The sequence below is a fragment of the Tessaracoccus sp. MC1679 genome (genome assembly GCF_014164775.1).
Lineage (GTDB): Bacteria > Actinomycetota > Actinomycetes > Propionibacteriales > Propionibacteriaceae > Arachnia.
The window spans coordinates 95,453-110,740 of the sequence record NZ_JACJGB010000003.1 but is presented as its reverse complement, the minus strand read 5'-3'; the positions used below and the strand labels follow the sequence as shown (position 1 = coordinate 110,740).

General features: G+C 69.9%; 18 protein-coding genes. 3 read left to right on the top strand and 15 right to left on the bottom strand.

The window, feature by feature from the left end; all coding sequences use genetic code 11:
• Window positions 1-13 precede the first annotated feature (13 nt).
• From H5398_RS05845 to clpS, 6 genes are read right to left on the bottom strand one after another with little or no spacing between them, the layout of a single operon-like run.
• Window positions 14-826 carry a thymidylate synthase gene (locus H5398_RS05845; RefSeq protein ID WP_182784772.1) on the bottom strand — a complete coding sequence of 271 codons (813 nt, stop codon included), beginning with the start codon at window positions 824-826 and terminating at the stop codon, window positions 14-16.
• Window positions 823-1,431 (bottom strand): RdgB/HAM1 family non-canonical purine NTP pyrophosphatase, encoded by a 609-nt coding sequence (gene rdgB / locus H5398_RS05840; protein ID WP_182784770.1) that lies wholly within the window; start codon window positions 1,429-1,431, stop codon window positions 823-825. Before rdgB ends, H5398_RS05845 begins: the two co-directional genes overlap by 4 nt.
• A complete protein-coding gene (gene rph / locus H5398_RS05835; protein WP_182799348.1) occupies window positions 1,428-2,153 on the bottom strand; it encodes a ribonuclease PH in 726 nt (241 codons plus the stop codon). The genes rdgB and rph overlap by 4 nt, the downstream gene beginning before the upstream one ends.
• 5 nt (window positions 2,154-2,158) lie before the next feature.
• Complete coding sequence (murI, locus tag H5398_RS05830; protein ID WP_182784766.1) at window positions 2,159-2,983, bottom strand: glutamate racemase; 825 nt, start codon at window positions 2,981-2,983, stop codon at window positions 2,159-2,161.
• A complete protein-coding gene (locus tag H5398_RS05825; RefSeq protein WP_182799347.1) occupies window positions 2,976-3,563 on the bottom strand; it encodes a DUF2017 family protein in 588 nt (195 codons plus the stop codon). Before H5398_RS05825 ends, murI begins: the two co-directional genes overlap by 8 nt.
• On the bottom strand, window positions 3,560-3,853 hold the full coding sequence (clpS, locus tag H5398_RS05820) for an ATP-dependent Clp protease adapter ClpS (RefSeq protein ID WP_182784762.1): 294 nt from the start codon (window positions 3,851-3,853) through the stop codon (window positions 3,560-3,562). The genes H5398_RS05825 and clpS overlap by 4 nt, the downstream gene beginning before the upstream one ends.
• A gap of 23 nt (window positions 3,854-3,876) precedes the next feature.
• Between clpS and H5398_RS05815 the strand changes: the two genes are divergently transcribed.
• The gene (locus H5398_RS05815) at window positions 3,877-5,229 is read left to right on the top strand and encodes a nicotinate phosphoribosyltransferase (protein ID WP_182799346.1); all 1,353 of its coding nucleotides are present in this window, start codon (window positions 3,877-3,879) and stop codon (window positions 5,227-5,229) included.
• A gap of 40 nt (window positions 5,230-5,269) precedes the next feature.
• Here the strand turns inward: H5398_RS05815 and malQ are convergent, their stop codons facing one another.
• From malQ to H5398_RS05800, 3 genes are read right to left on the bottom strand one after another with little or no spacing between them, the layout of a single operon-like run.
• Window positions 5,270-7,423, bottom strand: a complete 2,154-nt coding sequence (gene malQ / locus H5398_RS05810; RefSeq protein WP_182799345.1) for a 4-alpha-glucanotransferase — start codon at window positions 7,421-7,423, stop codon at window positions 5,270-5,272.
• An 11-nt stretch (window positions 7,424-7,434) separates the two neighbouring features.
• Window positions 7,435-8,163 carry an RDD family protein gene (locus H5398_RS05805; RefSeq protein WP_182799344.1) on the bottom strand — a complete coding sequence of 243 codons (729 nt, stop codon included), beginning with the start codon at window positions 8,161-8,163 and terminating at the stop codon, window positions 7,435-7,437.
• On the bottom strand, window positions 8,160-9,524 hold the full coding sequence (locus tag H5398_RS05800; RefSeq protein ID WP_182784755.1) for an MFS transporter: 1,365 nt from the start codon (window positions 9,522-9,524) through the stop codon (window positions 8,160-8,162). Before H5398_RS05800 ends, H5398_RS05805 begins: the two co-directional genes overlap by 4 nt.
• 192 nt (window positions 9,525-9,716) lie before the next feature.
• On the opposite strand from H5398_RS05800, the gene H5398_RS05795 reads away from it, so the two are divergent.
• Window positions 9,717-9,959: a DUF3039 domain-containing protein gene (locus tag H5398_RS05795; RefSeq protein WP_182784753.1), complete on the top strand. Its 243-nt coding sequence runs from the start codon at window positions 9,717-9,719 to the stop codon at window positions 9,957-9,959.
• A 7-nt stretch (window positions 9,960-9,966) separates the two neighbouring features.
• On the opposite strand, the gene ahcY is transcribed toward H5398_RS05795, so the two are convergent.
• From ahcY to H5398_RS05765, 6 genes are read right to left on the bottom strand one after another with little or no spacing between them, the layout of a single operon-like run.
• A complete protein-coding gene (ahcY, locus tag H5398_RS05790; RefSeq protein WP_370586083.1) occupies window positions 9,967-11,313 on the bottom strand; it encodes an adenosylhomocysteinase in 1,347 nt (448 codons plus the stop codon).
• A 60-nt stretch (window positions 11,314-11,373) separates the two neighbouring features.
• Window positions 11,374-11,820 (bottom strand): type II 3-dehydroquinate dehydratase, encoded by a 447-nt coding sequence (locus H5398_RS05785; RefSeq protein WP_182784749.1) that lies wholly within the window; start codon window positions 11,818-11,820, stop codon window positions 11,374-11,376.
• A 4-nt stretch (window positions 11,821-11,824) separates the two neighbouring features.
• On the bottom strand, window positions 11,825-12,841 hold the full coding sequence (locus H5398_RS05780) for an SIS domain-containing protein (protein ID WP_182784747.1): 1,017 nt from the start codon (window positions 12,839-12,841) through the stop codon (window positions 11,825-11,827).
• Window positions 12,838-13,029, bottom strand: a complete 192-nt coding sequence (locus tag H5398_RS05775) for a Trm112 family protein (protein ID WP_182784745.1) — start codon at window positions 13,027-13,029, stop codon at window positions 12,838-12,840. The genes H5398_RS05780 and H5398_RS05775 overlap by 4 nt, the downstream gene beginning before the upstream one ends.
• Before the next feature lie 33 nt (window positions 13,030-13,062).
• Window positions 13,063-14,412, bottom strand: a complete 1,350-nt coding sequence (manB, locus tag H5398_RS05770) for a phosphomannomutase/phosphoglucomutase (protein ID WP_370586064.1) — start codon at window positions 14,410-14,412, stop codon at window positions 13,063-13,065.
• A 32-nt stretch (window positions 14,413-14,444) separates the two neighbouring features.
• Window positions 14,445-14,810, bottom strand: coding sequence for a DUF3499 domain-containing protein (locus H5398_RS05765; RefSeq protein WP_182784743.1), 366 nt, complete (start codon window positions 14,808-14,810; stop codon window positions 14,445-14,447).
• 37 nt (window positions 14,811-14,847) lie between these two features.
• Here H5398_RS05765 and H5398_RS05760 point away from each other — a divergent pair, with 37 nt between their 5' ends.
• Window positions 14,848-15,285 carry a metallopeptidase family protein gene (locus H5398_RS05760; RefSeq protein ID WP_182784741.1) on the top strand — a complete coding sequence of 146 codons (438 nt, stop codon included), beginning with the start codon at window positions 14,848-14,850 and terminating at the stop codon, window positions 15,283-15,285.
• The last annotated feature ends 3 nt before the right edge of the window (window positions 15,286-15,288 follow it).

Below are 15,288 nucleotides of genomic sequence, written 5' to 3'. Positions count from 1 at the left end.
ATAGGGTAGCCGCCTACACGGCGATGGGCGCCTTGATGGCGGGGTGCGGGTGATAGCCCACCACCTCGATGTCTGCCAGCGTGAACGCGTCCAGCTCGGTCACCTCGGGGTTGAGCCGCAGCTTCGGCAGCGGCCGCGGCTCCCGGGTCAGCTGCTCGGCCACCTGGTCCACGTGGTTGGAGTAGATGTGAGCGTCGCCCAGGGTGTGCACGAACTCCCCCACGCGCAGCCCGGTCACCTGGGCGACGAGGTGCGTGAGCAGGGCGTACGAGGCGATGTTGAACGGCACGCCGAGGAAGATGTCCGCCGAGCGCTGGTACAGCTGGCAGCTGAGCCGCGCGGGGCCGCCGTCGTCCGCGGGCGCCACGTAGAACTGGAACATCATGTGGCACGGCGGCAGGGCCATCGACTCCACGTCCGCCACATTCCACGCCGAGACGATGTGACGGCGGGAGTCCGGCTTGGACTTGAGGGACTCGACGACGGCCGCCAACTGGTCGATGTGGCCACCCTCCGGCGTGGGCCAGGAACGCCACTGGTAGCCGTAGATGGGGCCCAGGTTGCCGTCGGCGTCGGCCCATTCGTCCCAGATGGTGATGTTGTTCTCGTGCAGCCAGGCCAGGTTCGTGTCGCCGCGGAGGAACCAGAGCAGCTCGCCGAACACCGACCGTGTGTGCACCTTCTTGGTGGTGAGCAGCGGGAAGCCGTCTGCCAGATCGAAGCGCATCTGGTAGCCGAACACGGACCGGGTGCCGGTGCCGGTGCGGTCCGGCTTGTCCACGCCGGTGTCGGTGACGTGGCGCAGGAGGTCCAGGTACTGCTTCACGCGAGACCCTTGAGGTAGTCGACGAATCCGCGCACGGCGATGCCGCGGTGGCTGATGGAGTCCTTCTCCTCGGCGCTGAGCTCGGCGGAGCTGACGTCCAGACCTGCCGGGATGAACAGCGGATCGTAGCCGAAGCCGTGCTCCCCCTCGGGCGCCTCAGCGATCCGGCCCGGCATGGTGCCGTGCCAGATCCTCCGCTCCCCCGCGGGCGAGACCATGGCCAGCGCGCAGACGAACCGCGCCGTGCGTCGCTCCGTGGGCACCCCGTCGAGCTGGGCCAGCAGGAGCTGGTTGTTGTCCTCATCGTCGCAGGCTGGGCCCGCCCATCGCGCGGAGCGGACGCCGGGCATTCCGTTGAGTTCGTCCACCTCGAGGCCGGAATCGTCGGCGACCGCCATCAGGCCCGTCTCGCGAGCGGCGGCAGCGGCCTTGAGGAACGCGTTGCCCTCGAAGGTGCGCTCCGTCTCCGCCGGCTCCGGGTAGCGGCCGACGTCGCCGAGGCCCAGCACCTCGACGCCCACACCCTCGGACACCAGGATGCGCCTCAGCTCCGCCAGCTTCTTCGGGTTGTTGGTGGCCAGCACCAGCCGCTCGGGGAGCCTCACGCCAAAGCCTCACGCTGCAGCCGGGTGAGCTCCTCGCAGCCGGCCGTGCCCAGGTCCAGCAGGGTGCCCAGCTCGTCGCGGCTGAACGGGGTGCCCTCGGCGGTGCCCTGCACCTCGATGAAGGCCCCGGACCCGGTCATCACGATGTTCATGTCGGTCCCGGCCGCCGAGTCCTCCTCGTAGGCAAGATCGAGCAGTGCGACGCCGTCGGCGTCGAAGCCCACCGACACGGCGGCCACTGAGTCCGTCAGCGGCTCCCCCTTCAACGCCCCGAGGGCGCGCAGGTGCTCGACGGCGTCAGCGAGCGCCACGTAGGCGCCCGTGATGGCGGCGGTGCGTGTGCCGCCGTCTGCCTGCAGCACGTCACAGTCCAGCACGATGGTGTTCTCGCCGAGCGCCTTGTAGTCCACCACGGCGCGCAGCGAGCGGCCGATGAGGCGGGAGATCTCATGGGTGCGCCCGCCCAGGCGGCCCTTGACGGATTCCCGGTCCGAGCGGGTGTGCGTGGCGCGCGGCAGCATGGCGTACTCGGCCGTGACCCAGCCCAGTCCGGAGCCCTTGCGCCAGCGTGGGACGCCGACGGTGACGGAGGCCGCGACGAGCACACGGGTGCGGCCGAACTCCACCAGCACAGATCCCTCGGCGTGATCGAGCCAGCTGCGGGTGATGCGCACCTCGCGGAGCTGATCGGGGGCGCGTCCATCTGCACGGCGAAAGGTCATGGCGCCTAACTTACCGTGGCGGCGGCGATGCTCACCTGCTCGACATTGGTGACGAAACTGCCCAGTAGACGCCGCCCGATGCCGTGGAAGTCCGTGGCGTCTCCGGTGGTGAGGAAGCGGCGCGTGGCCTCACGGGGCTGGTGCCGCAACAGGCCGGCCTGGGTGAGGTGGGAGTAGGTGGACTGCGCGCAGGCTTCGGCCGACGACACCAGCGTCACGCCGTTGCCGAGCACATAGCTGATCACCCCGCTCAGCAGCGGGTAGTGGGTGCAGCCGAGGATCAGCGTGTCGACGTGGGCCTTGGCCACGGGCTCGAGATACTCGCGTGCCACGTCCAGGAGCTCGTCGCCGCCGGTGATGCCCGCCTCGACGAACTCGACGAACCTCGGGCAGGCCTGGGCGGTCAGCGTGATGTGGGGCGCGATGGCGAACGCGTCGTCGTAGGAGCGGGAGTTCACCGTCGACTCGGTGGCCACCACGCCCACCCTGCCGTTGCGGGTGGCCGCGACAGCCCGGCTGGCGGCGGGCAGCACCACCTCGGTGATGGGCACGTCGTAGCGCTCTCGCGCGTCCCGCAGCACCGCCGAGGAAGCGGAGTTGCAGGCGATCACCAGTGCCTTCACGCCCTGGGCGGCGAGGAAGTCCAGGCCCTCCAGCGCGAAGGCCCGCACCTCGGCGATAGAGCGCGGCCCGTAGGGGGCCCGCGCCGTGTCGCCGAGGTAGATGAAGTCCTCGTTGGGCAGCTGTTCGACGAGCGAGCGCATCACCGTGAGGCCGCCGAAGCCCGAGTCGAAGACGCCGATGGGCCGCTCGATGAGTTGACTAGTCATCGTCCACCTCGAAGTCCATCGGGTCCAGGCTGACGCCCAGCCGCAGGCATGTGGTGCGCGATTCCATCAGGTCGTCCAGGAGGAATCCCAGCCACTCGATGAGGTCGTGCAGACCTCCGGACTCGACGGCGGCGTCGTCCGGCTCCGCCAGACGCTCCGGGCCGGCCAGCTCGGTGTACCAGAAGAGGCGCAGCGCGCCGAGCACCTTCGCCCAGTCGTCGACGCGGCCCAACGCCACGGGCACATGGCCTTCCCAACCCTGGAGGTCCTGGGCGACGGCGCGGGCGGCGGCCACCCGGGCACGGGCCTGGCTGTGGATCGAGTCGCGCCAGAAGTCGTCGGCGCTCTTGGCGTCCGGCAGCGCCGGCGGGAACAGGCGCACCAGCCGCGGATTGCCGAGCATCCGGTTGGTGGGGTCGTCGGAGAGGTCGGAGACGATCTGCTCGAACGGGTCGTCGCTCTCGGTGGGCAGCAACGTGACAACCTGGGCGACGTACAGCTCGATCATCGAGCGAAGGCCGTCGGCCCGGCCGTCGTTGCCGTCGAACGCCCAGACGATGTCGTCGGGTTCCAGTGTCATGACTGCTCCATCGAGGCCCACAGGTTGTAGCCCTGCATCGCCAGCACGTCTCGCTCCATGGATTCGCGGTTGCCTGTGGAGACCACCGCCTTCCCCTCGTTGTGCACCTGCAGCATGAGCTTCTCCGCCTTGTCCAGCGGATACTTGAAGTACTCCTGGAACACGTAGGTGACGTAGCTCATCAGGTTCACGGGGTCATCCCACACGATGGTGACCCACTGGCCCACCGTCAACGGGGTCTCCGCGGGCGCCTCGAGGATCTCGACTCCGCCATCGCCTGCACTGCTCATGGCCCCAGGATAGGGTGCCGTTCATGACCACCGCGCTGCTCACCGATCACTACGAGCTCACCATGGTGCAGGCCGCGATGAACGCCGGCACCGCCGATCGGCGCAGCCTCTTCGACCTGTTCACCCGCAGGCTCCCGGAGGGCCGCCGCTACGGTGTGGCGGCAGGGCTGGGCCGCGCCGTCGAGGCCATCGAGCGGTTCCGGTTCGACGAGGCGGAGCTGAGCTGGCTCCTTGATCGCGGCATCATTCAGGACAACCTGGCCGAGTGGTTGGCCAACTACCGCTTCAACGGCGATATCTGGGGCTATCCGGAGGGCGAGGTCTACTTCCCCGGCTCGCCCGTGCTCTCCGTCGAGGGCACCTTCGCGGAGGCGTGCCTGCTGGAGACGGTACTGCTGGCGATCTACAACCACGATTCGGCGATCGCCGCGGCCGCCTCGCGCATGACGTCGATGGCCGGCACCAGGCCGTGCGCCGAGATGGGGTCCCGTCGCACGCAGGAGTGGTCCGCCGTCGCCGCGGCCCGCGCCGCCTATGTGGCGGGCTTCGCCTCCACCTCGAACCTTGAGGCCGGCCGCAGCTACGGGGTCCCCACGATCGGGACCGCGGCCCACTCGTTCACGCTCCTGCACGACACGGAGGAGGACGCGTTCCGGGCGCAGCTCGCCACCTTGGGAGACTCCACCACGCTGCTGGTGGACACCTACGACATCGACGCCGCGATCCGGCTCGGCGTGGAGCTCACCGAGGGCCGACTGGGAGCTATCCGGCTGGACTCCGGGGATCTGGCCATCGTCGCCCGCCAGGCCCGCGACCTGCTCGACGATCTCGGCGCCACCCATACCAAGATCATGGTGACCTCGGACCTGGACGAGTGGCAGATCGCGGCCCTCCAAGGCGCTCCCGTCGACGGCTACGGCGTGGGCACGGCCCTGGTGACCGGCTCAGGGCATCCCACCTGCGGATTTGTGTACAAGCTGGTCGCGCGCGCCGACTCCGACGCGCCGGACGCGCACATGACTGCGGTGGCGAAGAAGTCCAAGGGCAAGAACACGCTGGGCGGTCGCAAGTTCGCGATGCGCCGCCGCGGGGCAGACGGCCGGGCCGAGACCGAGGTGATCGGGCTGGGCACCCCGCCCCGCAACGACGGCGACGACCGGGACCTGCTGGTTCCCGTGATCCAGGGCGGCGAGGTGGTCTACAGGGCCACCCTCGACGACGCGCGCCGCAGGCATCTGGACTCCCTGGCGGAGCTCCCGGTGGGGGCGCTGCGGATCTCGAAGGGCGAGCCCGCGCTCGAGACGCTGATCCTCGACGAGACCGGGGACGAGACCACCAACCCCTATCAGGCGGCGCCGGTGGTGCACAACATCTGACCTCGACGAGGTGCCGCCGGGAGTCACACCAGTCGGTCGGTCACCACTCCCAGCGCGACTCCGGCTGCTCGTCGAGCCCGTTCATCACGGCAGCCAGGCGGCGAGGAAGCTGCGCCTTGAAGATGTCCTCCAGCGAGATCCGCTTGCCGCGCAGGTCGGACAGCGGCACCCGCCAGTTCGGGTACTCGTCGATGGTGCCAGGCTGGTTTTGGGTCTGTCGCTCCCCCACCGCGTCGGTCAGACCCGCCAGCAGCACCTTCGACGGCGTCCGGAGCAGGAACTTGTGCAGCGCCAGCAGCACCTCAACCTGGTCGCCGGTCTGATCCGGCGAGAGGAGTCCATCCTCGACGAGCTTGGCCAGCCAGCCGGCCTGCTCGCGCTGGGCGTTCTCCAACTCCTCCTGGAGGGGCTCGGTGAGCAGACCCAGGTCGTCCCGCAGCCGAACGTGATCTCCTGCCAGGTAGCCAAGCGTGGGGGGAAGGTCGTGGGTGGTCACCGACGCCATGCAGTACTGGCGCCACCACTGGGAATCCAGCGGCTCGCCCTGCATCCCGGCCTCGAACCACAGAACCGAGGTGCCGAGGATGCCCCGGCGCGACAGGTAGTCACGCACCCAGGGCTCGACGGTGCCGAGGTCCTCGCCCACGATCAGGGCCTGCGCGCGTTGCGCCTCCAGCGCGAGGATCCCGACCAGCGCCTCGTGGTTGTTGCGGACGTAGGTGCCCTTGGTGGGGCCAAGGCCCATCGGCACCCACCACAGGCGGAACAGCCCGATGATGTGGTCGATCCGGACCCCGCCGACGCGCCGCAGCGCGGCTGAGACCATCGCACGGAACGGCGCGTAGGCCAGCTCCTCCAGCTTGTCCGGGCGCCACGGGGGCTGGCCCCAGTCCTGGCCCGACTGGTTGTACTGGTCCGGCGGCGCGCCAACGCTCATCCCGGCGGCGAAGACGTCGGGCATCATCCACGTCTCGGCGCCCTGGCGGTGCACGCCGACGGCGAGGTCGGTGACGATGCCCACCGGCATGTTCACCTCAGCGGCCACGGTCTGAGCCGCCGACACCTGGGTCTGGGCGATCCACTGCAGCCACTCGAAGAAGTCCACCTCGGCCGCGTTGGCCTCGGCGTAGGCCGCGACCTCAGGCGACGAGGGCCGCTGCAGTTCCTCGGGCCACTCGGTCCACAGCTGCCCGTGGCTCACCGACAGGCAGGACCACAGGGCGAAGTTGCGCAGGCCGATGCCTTCGCGGCGACGGAAGTCCTCATACGCGATGCGGCGCGCGGAGCGCATGCCGGCCTCGTGGATGAGCCGCAGCGCCTCGATCTTCAACGGCCAGATGGCGTCACGGTCCACGAAACCGGAGGTCTCCGCTGCGGACTGGGCCTGCCTGCGCAGGGCCTTGATCCGCGTGCGGACGGACCGCTTGAGGGTGGCGTACTCCTCGATGGCCTCCGGGCGGATGTAGATCGGGTTGATGAAGCGGCGGCTGGCCGGCAGATACGGCGAGGGCTCCATGGGCGGCACCGGCTGGGCCGCGTGCAGCGGGTTGATCAGGACGTAGCCGGCGAACTGTTTGGTGCCGGACCACGTGATGAGGTCCGCGAGATCAGCCAGGTCGCCGATTCCCCACGACTGTCGCGAGGTCACCGAGTACAGCTGCGTGCCGTAGCCCCAGATGCGCTGGCCGCGCATGGCGGCCGGGAACCCGACGAACGAGGGCGTGACGATGAGTGCGCCCGTGTGCACGCCGGTGACGGTCTGCGCCACCACGTGGTGATACCCCGTGGGCAGATCCTCCCCCAACCAGAAGCTGGCCTCCCCGATCGCCGACCCGTCCACCCACCGGTCCGGGGCGAAGTTCTCCGACTGCCACGCCGGCCGCGTCTCGCCGGATTCCAGGCGCACGTGAACCCGCACGTCGGTGCCGGCGGGGACGTGGATCGCCACGTGCACGCCGCGCCCCTCCTCCACGACGGTGCAGGCGGGGACGGTGCGCAACCAGCGCTCGTCCTCGAGCCTGGTCAGTGCTGCGGCTGCCGTCTCTGGCGTGCCGGCGTCGACGTCGAAGGCGGCGAGCACGGACACGATGGTTTCGGCCGGAATGGGCACGTGGCGGCCCTTCCAGTCCCAGAACTCCTGGGCGATGCCGAAGCGCTCTGCCAACTGGGTCAGGCCGGGGTGGAGGTCATTCATGATGAGGGCCCTTAGCGGATCTTGAGGACGTGTGTTCTGGCGATCATGTCACCGAGCGTCTGCTTCTCGCGCGTGAACGCGGCGAAAAGTCCGTTGATCACCCAGATCACCTCGTAGAGGACGGCGCTGACGATCCCACGGACCGCCGCCGTGCCCCAGTCCAGCTTGGAGTCCGCGGGGGCGCCCGCCTTGACCACCCGTAGCCCCAGCGCCAACTGGCCGACGGTGGCGCTGAGTGTGCCGTACAGGACCGTCCGGTACGCAGCCATCAGGGCGGCCCCCAGGATGGCGCTGTAGAGCATCGCTGTCCAGAAGTCGTCGCCGGGGAGCGGCAGATCGCCGACGGGGTTCTCCGCGAACACGGTGAGGTCCCGCTGCCAGCGCAGGAGCGCCACCTCGAGCGCAGCGTTGAGGCCGAGGGCGCCCGCGACGATCTGGGTGAGGATGCCCAGGAGGATGGAGTCGATGATGAAACCGAGCATGCGCCACCCGAAGCCCGCGTAGGGACGCTCCTGCTGGTAGCGCGTGTCCCCCATTGGCGTGCCGTAGCCCGGTTGTGCGCCGTAGCCCGGTTGCGCGCCGTAGGACTGCTGCGGGTGGGGCTGCGGATGCGATGGCGGCGGACTGTGCGGGTCCCGCGTGGCCTGGGACCAGGCGATACCGTCCCAGAAGCGCTCGCCTCCGGAGCCGGCCGGGTCTGGGTACCATCCTGCGGGCGGCTGCTGGGGGGTGTAGGTCATGGGTCCAAGGATGCCACGAGCAACTCGTTGCGGATGCGCCCGATCCGCCTGCTGACGACGATGGCAGCCACCGATGCGACGCTGAGGACCAGCAGCGGCACCGAGTAGGCCAGCTTCGGCGGCTCGACCATCAGCAGCGCGGTGTAGAGGCCACCGGCCAGCGCGGTGATCACCGCGTTGCCCACGGACTCGGCCACCTGCATCGAGGACTGGTTGCGGCCCTGCTGGAAGGCCGACGACAGACTCATCACGGCCACCGCCGAGCTGGGCATGGTCAGGCCCATGCCGAGACCGCCCACGATCCAGGCGCCCAGCCCCACCCATAGCGGGAGGGCCGGCCACCAGGCGAAGGCGGTGATCGCCGCGATGCCCACCGTCGAGCAGGCCGCACCCCAGGTGACGTAGGAGTCGCGGTGCAGGCGCACCCACGCCTGGGACTGCAGCCAGGAGCCGAGGGTCCATCCGATGCTGCCGACGGTGAGCGCCAACCCCACCTCGAACGGGGTGAGCCCGCGCAACTGCTGGAGGGTGACCAGCAGGATGGTCTCGGCGGCGAAGAAGGATCCGGCCTGGATGGCCCGGGCGAGCACCACGCTGGGGATTCCCGGCCCCACGCCGAGGGTCCCGGGCGCGAGGATCCTCGGAAGACCCCACACCAGCGCCGCAACGCCCAGCACGGCTGAGGCCGCGCTCAGCCAGCCGAGGTCCTGCCCGGCCAGCAGGATGAACGAGGGCCCCAGCGTGACCGCCACCGTGGGCCACACTGCGATGGGCGCGACGGCGTCCTCTCCCGCGCGGAACCGCGCCTGGACGCTGCGCAGGCCCGGTCCGGTCATGAGGAACGCGACCACCACCAGCGGAAGCATGGTGGCGAACACCAGGCGCCAGTCGTACTGCGTCAGCCACGCCGCGAACGGGGGGCCGATGAAGGCCGGCAGCAGCCAGCAGAACGAGACCAGGGCCATCACGCGGGGCCGGTCGCGGGGCTCGAACCCATGCGCCACGGTCACCGACAACGTGAGGTTGAGTGCCCCCGCCCCGAGGCCCTGCACCACGCGGGCCGCCAGCACCACCCACACCGTCGGCGCGAGCCAGCCGAGGATCAGGCCGACGGCGAAGAGGGCGAACCCCGCGTACATCGGCAACGCCGGACCGCGCGTGTCGGCCACCCGGCCACTGACGATGGTGGCCAGCAGCATGCCCGAGATCATGGTGGTGAACGCCCACGGGTACAGGTGGGCGGAGTTGAACGACTCCATGATGGTGGGGATCGCGGTGGCCAGCCCGATGGACTGGAAGGCCACCGAGAAGACCGACAGCATGATGCCGACGATGAGCATGCGTTGTCCAGACCCGGTCATCGCCCACCTCCGCCGACTAGTGTCCTGCGCCAGAAGTTCGTTGATGGGTGGCGGTGTCCCAGGGGATGGATCGCAAGGCCGACGAGCGAAGTAGCACTTGGTCGTTCGTCGAGTGAGGAGAACGCGGCGAGGCGCCGCTGGGGGGCCGTCAATCGCAGCGAGCTTCTGGCGCAGGACACTAGCATAGGGGGCATGACTGAGCTCGCCCCCGGATCACAGACCGTCACTCAGGAGCGCACTGAGCTGTTCGAGGACGGCGACCAGGACCGCTTCTCGCACTACGTGCCCAAGGAGAAGCTGGTGGCCGCCATGGTCAACGGCACCCCCGTCGTGGCGCTCTGCGGCAAGGTGTGGGTGCCGACGAAGAACCCCGAGAAGTTCCCCGTCTGCCCGGAGTGCAAGGAGATCTGGCAGTCCATGAACCCCGGCGAGTGAGCCTGCCTCAGTAGCGGTAGCTGTCCGGCTTGAACGGGCCGTACGGGTCCACCCCGAGGTAGCCGGCCTGCTTGTCGGTGAGCGTGGACAGCTCCACCCCGAGGGCGGCCAGGTGGAGCCGGGCCACCTCCTCGTCGAGGTGCTTCGGCAGCGTGTACACACCCACGGGGTACTCGTCGGTCTTGGTGAACAGCTCGATCTGGGCGAGCACCTGGTTGGTGAACGAGTTGCTCATCACGAACGACGGGTGGCCGGTGGCGTTGCCGAGATTCAGCAGCCGGCCCTCGCTCAGGACAAGGACCGAGTGCCCGTCCGCGAAGCGCCACTCGTGCACCTGCGGCTTGATCTCGATCTTCTCCACATCCGTGCGCGACTCCAGGCCAGCCATGTCGATCTCGTTGTCGAAGTGGCCGATGTTGCCGACGATGGCCTGGTGCTTCATCCTGGCCATGTCGTCGGCGGTGATGACGTCGCAGCAGCCGGTGGCGGTGATGAAGATGTCCGCCCGCTCCACCACGGAGTCGAGCGCAGCCACCTGGTAGCCGTCCATCGCGGCCTGGAGGGCGCAGATGGGATCGACCTCGGTGACGATGACGCGGGCGCCCTGGCCGCGCAGCGACTCGGCGCAGCCCTTGCCCACGTCTCCGTAGCCGAACACCACGGCCACCTTGCCGCCGATCAGGACGTCGGTGGCCCTGTTGATGCCGTCGATGAGGGAGTGCCGGCAGCCGTACTTGTTGTCGAACTTGGACTTGGTGACCGAGTCGTTGACGTTGATGGCCGGGAACAGCAGCGTGCCCTCTCGGAACATCTCGTAGAGGCGGTGGACGCCGGTGGTGGTCTCCTCGGTGACGCCCTTGACGGAGTCCGCGAGCGCCTGCCAGTCCACGACGCCCTGCGCCTGGCGCAGCGTGTCCAGGACGACGCGCCACTCCTGGGGGTCGCCGTCGGCGGCCTCGGGGACTGCGCCGGAGCGCTGGGCCGCGACGCCCTCATGCACCAGCAGCGTGGCGTCCCCGCCGTCGTCGAGGATCATGTTGGGCTGACCGCCGTCCGGCCACTGCAGGATCTGGCGGGTGCACCACCAGTACTCCTCCAGCGCCTCTCCCTTCCAGGCGAAGACGGGAATCCCTGCGGCGGCGATGGCTGCAGCCGCGTGGTCCTGCGTGGAGAAGATGTTGCACGACGCCCACCGCACCTCGGCGCCCAGCGCCACGAGGGTCTCGATGAGGACCGCCGTCTGGATGGTCATGTGCAGGGATCCGGCGATCCTGGCACCGGCCAACGGCCGGCTGGTGCCGTAGCGTTCCCGCATTGCCATCAGGCCGGGCATCTCGTGCTCGGCGAGGGTCATCTCCCTGCGGCCGAAGTCGGCAAGGGACAGGTCAGCTACGCGAAAATCCACGCCGCCACTCTACCCGGCCGACGGGGCCTCCCCCGACGCGGCGATGTGGGCCAGTGCGAGGTCGTAGCCACCCACCCCGCAGCCGATGATGATGCCCTGGGCCTTGGCCGAGAGCACGCTGTGCTGGCGGAACTCCTCGCGGCCGTGGACGTTTGAGATGTGGACCTCGACGTAGCTGGGCACCAGGGCGGCCGCGTCTGCCACCGCGTAGGAGTAGTGGGTCCAGGCCCCCGCGTTGAGCACGACGGGGGCACCGGCGTCGGCAGCCTCGTGCAACCACGCGATCATCTCGCCCTCATGGTCCGTCTGGCGCACCTCTACGTTCAGCCCCATGCCGCGCCCAGACTCGACGAGGTGGGCTGCCAGTTGAGCGTGGGTGGTGGCGCCGTAGACCTCCGGCTGCCGGGTGCCGAGCCGGCCGAGGTTGGGACCATTGAGGACGAAGACCGTGCGCATGGCGTTAGTCTGCCAGCCCGATCTCAAGGTAGGCGGCGCCGTAGAGCCCGCGCTGCAGGAGGGTGACGTAGCGCTCCACGTCGCTGAGGGCCAGGTCCGCGTCGCCGGAGGACAGTCGTGCCACCCGGGCTCCGACGGACTCGGCGCGGGCCGCCAGCCGTTCGGCCACGTCGCTGAGGCGATCGGTCAGCTTGTCGTCGTCGAGCAGGACCAGGCACGGCTGGGCCTCGGCGTCGCCCTCGAGGGGATCCGCGAACGGGTCCTTCGGCTTGACCGCGCGCAGCAGGGTGTCGAGCTCGGAGGCGTCTGCTGCCAGGGCGGGCCTGCCGGAGGCGCGGCGGACGGCCTCGGCGATCCTGCGCGAGGCCCGGCCTGCCAGCACCGTGCCGCCCCAGATCAGCGGCAGTGTGTCCGCCAGGTTCAGCGCCATCTCTTTCCCCGGATTCACCGACAGGTCCCGGCCGGGAGCGCACGCCTCCGCCACCAGGTCCGCGGCATCTGCCACGTGGCCGGTATGCACGGCGGGCCCGAGCCCGAGATCCCCAAGCAGCGACAACACCCCCACCGCGGCGGCCAGGGAATCAGGCTCCAAGGTGGGGATGAGCGTGGTGGCAGAGGAGGAGGTCAGCTGCGCCAGGCGCGAATCCATCGGTGCCGCGACGATCATCATCGAGCCGCGGCGCATGGCCTCCGCGGCGCACTGCAGCACCCATTCGGGGGTGTCGTGATCGCCCAGCACGACGGTGAGGTCCAACGGCCCCACCCACGCGGGGAGCCCTGGGCCGGGCCACGCCATGAACGGCACCGGGCAGGCCACCTCCAGCACGGCGCGCACCAGGCGGGCCTCCGTGCCGAGCGCCAGAATGCCGCGGGGCCTGTCCGCCCGCTCCAGATGGCCGACCGGTTCCGACAGGGCCGCGCGCCGGATCCTCGCCCCGGCCGACGCCAGCCGACGGAGACCCTCATGCGCCTCGAGGCCCGGGTCCTCCAACCTCGAGTCGTCGAAGAACTGCCCGTTCACAGCGTGCTGCGGGCCTGGTCGATCAGGAGCACGGGGATGTTGTCCCGTACGGGGTAGGCCAGGCCGCACGCCTGGTTGGTGCACACCAGCTCGTGCGCGTCGTAGTCCACGGCGAACTTCGCGTGGCACGCGGGGCACGCCGCCACCGCCATGAACTCGGGCGAGAGTTCCATCGTGTTGTCTGCCATCGTCCTTGACCTCCCTTGGTTCTCGGTTCGAATCTACCCGGCCCGGACGAGCCCGAGCACCTCGTCGCGCAGGGCGAGCATCGTGGCCTCGTCGCGGGCCTCCACGTTGAGTCTGAGCAGGGGCTCGGTGTTGCTGGACCGCAGGTTGATCCACCACCCGGCCTCAGGGTTGCGGACGCTGAGGCCATCCACCCGGTCCGCCACGCCCCGGCCCTCGAAGGCGGCCGCCACGCGAGCCGTGCACGCGCCGGCGTCGGTGACGGTGGAGTTGAGCTCGCCGGAGCGGTGGTAGCCGTCGAAGACCGCCGCCAGCGCGGACAAGGGGCGATCCGCCTGCCTGACCAGCTCGATCAGGTGGAGAGCGGCCAGCATTCCGGTGTCCGCGGACCAGAAGTCACGGAAGTAGTAGTGGGCGGAGTGTTCGCCGCCGAACACCGCCCCGGTCTCGGCCATCAGCGCCTTCACGTAGGTGTGGCCGACCATCGACTGCTCCACCCGCCCGCCGTGGCGGGCCACGGCCTCGCCGACGCACCAGGACGTGATGGTGTTGGTGACGATCGTGGAGCCGGGATGCTTGGCCAGCTCCGCCACCGCGATCATGGCGGTGACCACCGACGGGTCCACCACGCCTCCGAGCTCGTCGATGATGAAGCAGCGGTCCGCGTCTCCGTCGAACACCAGGCCCAGGTCCGCGCCGTGTTCGAGGACGGCGCGCTGCGCGTCCACCAGGTTCTCCGGCTCCAGCGGGTTGGCGGGATGATTGGGGAAGGTGCCGTCGAGCTCCAGGTAGAGACCCACCACGTCCAGCCCGCGTCCCGCCAGCGCGGTGAGCGCGGTGTGTCCGGCCATGCCGTTTCCTGCGTCCACGACGACGGTCAGCTCGCGATCCCCCGTCGGCGGGACCAGATCCCCCAGCTTGTCCGCGTAGGGCTCGAGGGCGTCGAGCTCGCGGTAGCCGCCCGTGGGCTCGGGGCCGAGGACAACGGTGGCGGCGACGTCCCGAAGGCGGGCCATGAAGTCCGCCGGCACCGGCCGCGCGTCCGCCAGGCAGAACTTGATGCCGTTGTAGGTGCTGGGATTGTGGCTGGCGGTGAACTGGACGCCAGGGAGGCGCAACCAGCCGGAGGCGAACCACAGCTCGTCGGTGGAGCTGAGACCGATGTCCACCACCGAGGCCCCGGCGCGCCGGGCGCCGTCGGCGAAGGCGAGCGAGAGCTCGCGGCCCAGGGTGCGCATGTCGCGGCCCAGCACGAACTCGGCAGGGCCGAGCAGCTCGACGAACGCGGCGCCGAGCGCCCGGGCGCCGTCGACGTCCCACTCGGGAGCATGGCCGACGACGATGCCACGGATGTCGTTGGCCTTGAAGATCTGCGGGGCTAGCACGCGGGCCAGCCTATCTCCTGGAGCGGTGCGGCTCAGTCGATCGTCGGCACGAGGCGCAGGTGCCCGCCTCGACCACCTGGCGGCAGCTCCGGGGCTGCGGGGAGGGGTGCCGGGACCGGGTCGTCGTGACGCAGCCCGATGGCGCGCACGGCATCGGCCAGGGCCATGAGATCGTCCGACGGGACGTCCGGGGCGGGCCCGCGACCGTCGAGCGGGAGCCGGATGACCTCCCAGCCCTTGGGGACGCTGGTGCGCTCGGCGTGGACGGCGCACAGATCGTAGGAGCCGGGCTCCGCGGCCAACGCGAGCGGCCCCAACACGGCCGTGGAGTCGGCGTAGACGTAGGTCAGCGTGGCAAGGGCGGGGGCCACGCACGCGGTCCTGGAACATCTGCGCACGGGCTGACGCTACCCGACCACGGGCTAGGGTGGCGGCATGCCACGCAGACGAGACCGGCACGGGCGCGGGATTCGCGGCCCCCTGGCCACCCCCAATCAGTGGACCGGCACAGCCGTGCCGTTGAGCCGGCCCTCCCGCGTGGACTTCTTCAACGACTGCGTCACCTCCGCCATGGCCGCCATCGCGGCGGTGGCCCCGGACGCGCTGAACGGCATCGTCGTGGGCGTGGAGGAGGTGCCGCACCTGAATGTGGCCTGGTCCGGTGACCGGGTGCCGCTCTCGGCCGCGCTGGAGTCCAGCCGGGGCCGGAGGGCGCAGATCGTGATCTTCGAGCGTCCGCTGGAGCATCGGTCATCCTCGCGCAGCCAGCTGCGTCGGCTGGTGCACCGCACCATCGTCGAGCAGCTGTCGACGCTGACGGGTCGCAGCATCGACGAGCTGGTGGGCGGCGCCTCCTGGGACGACGAGGACTGAGCA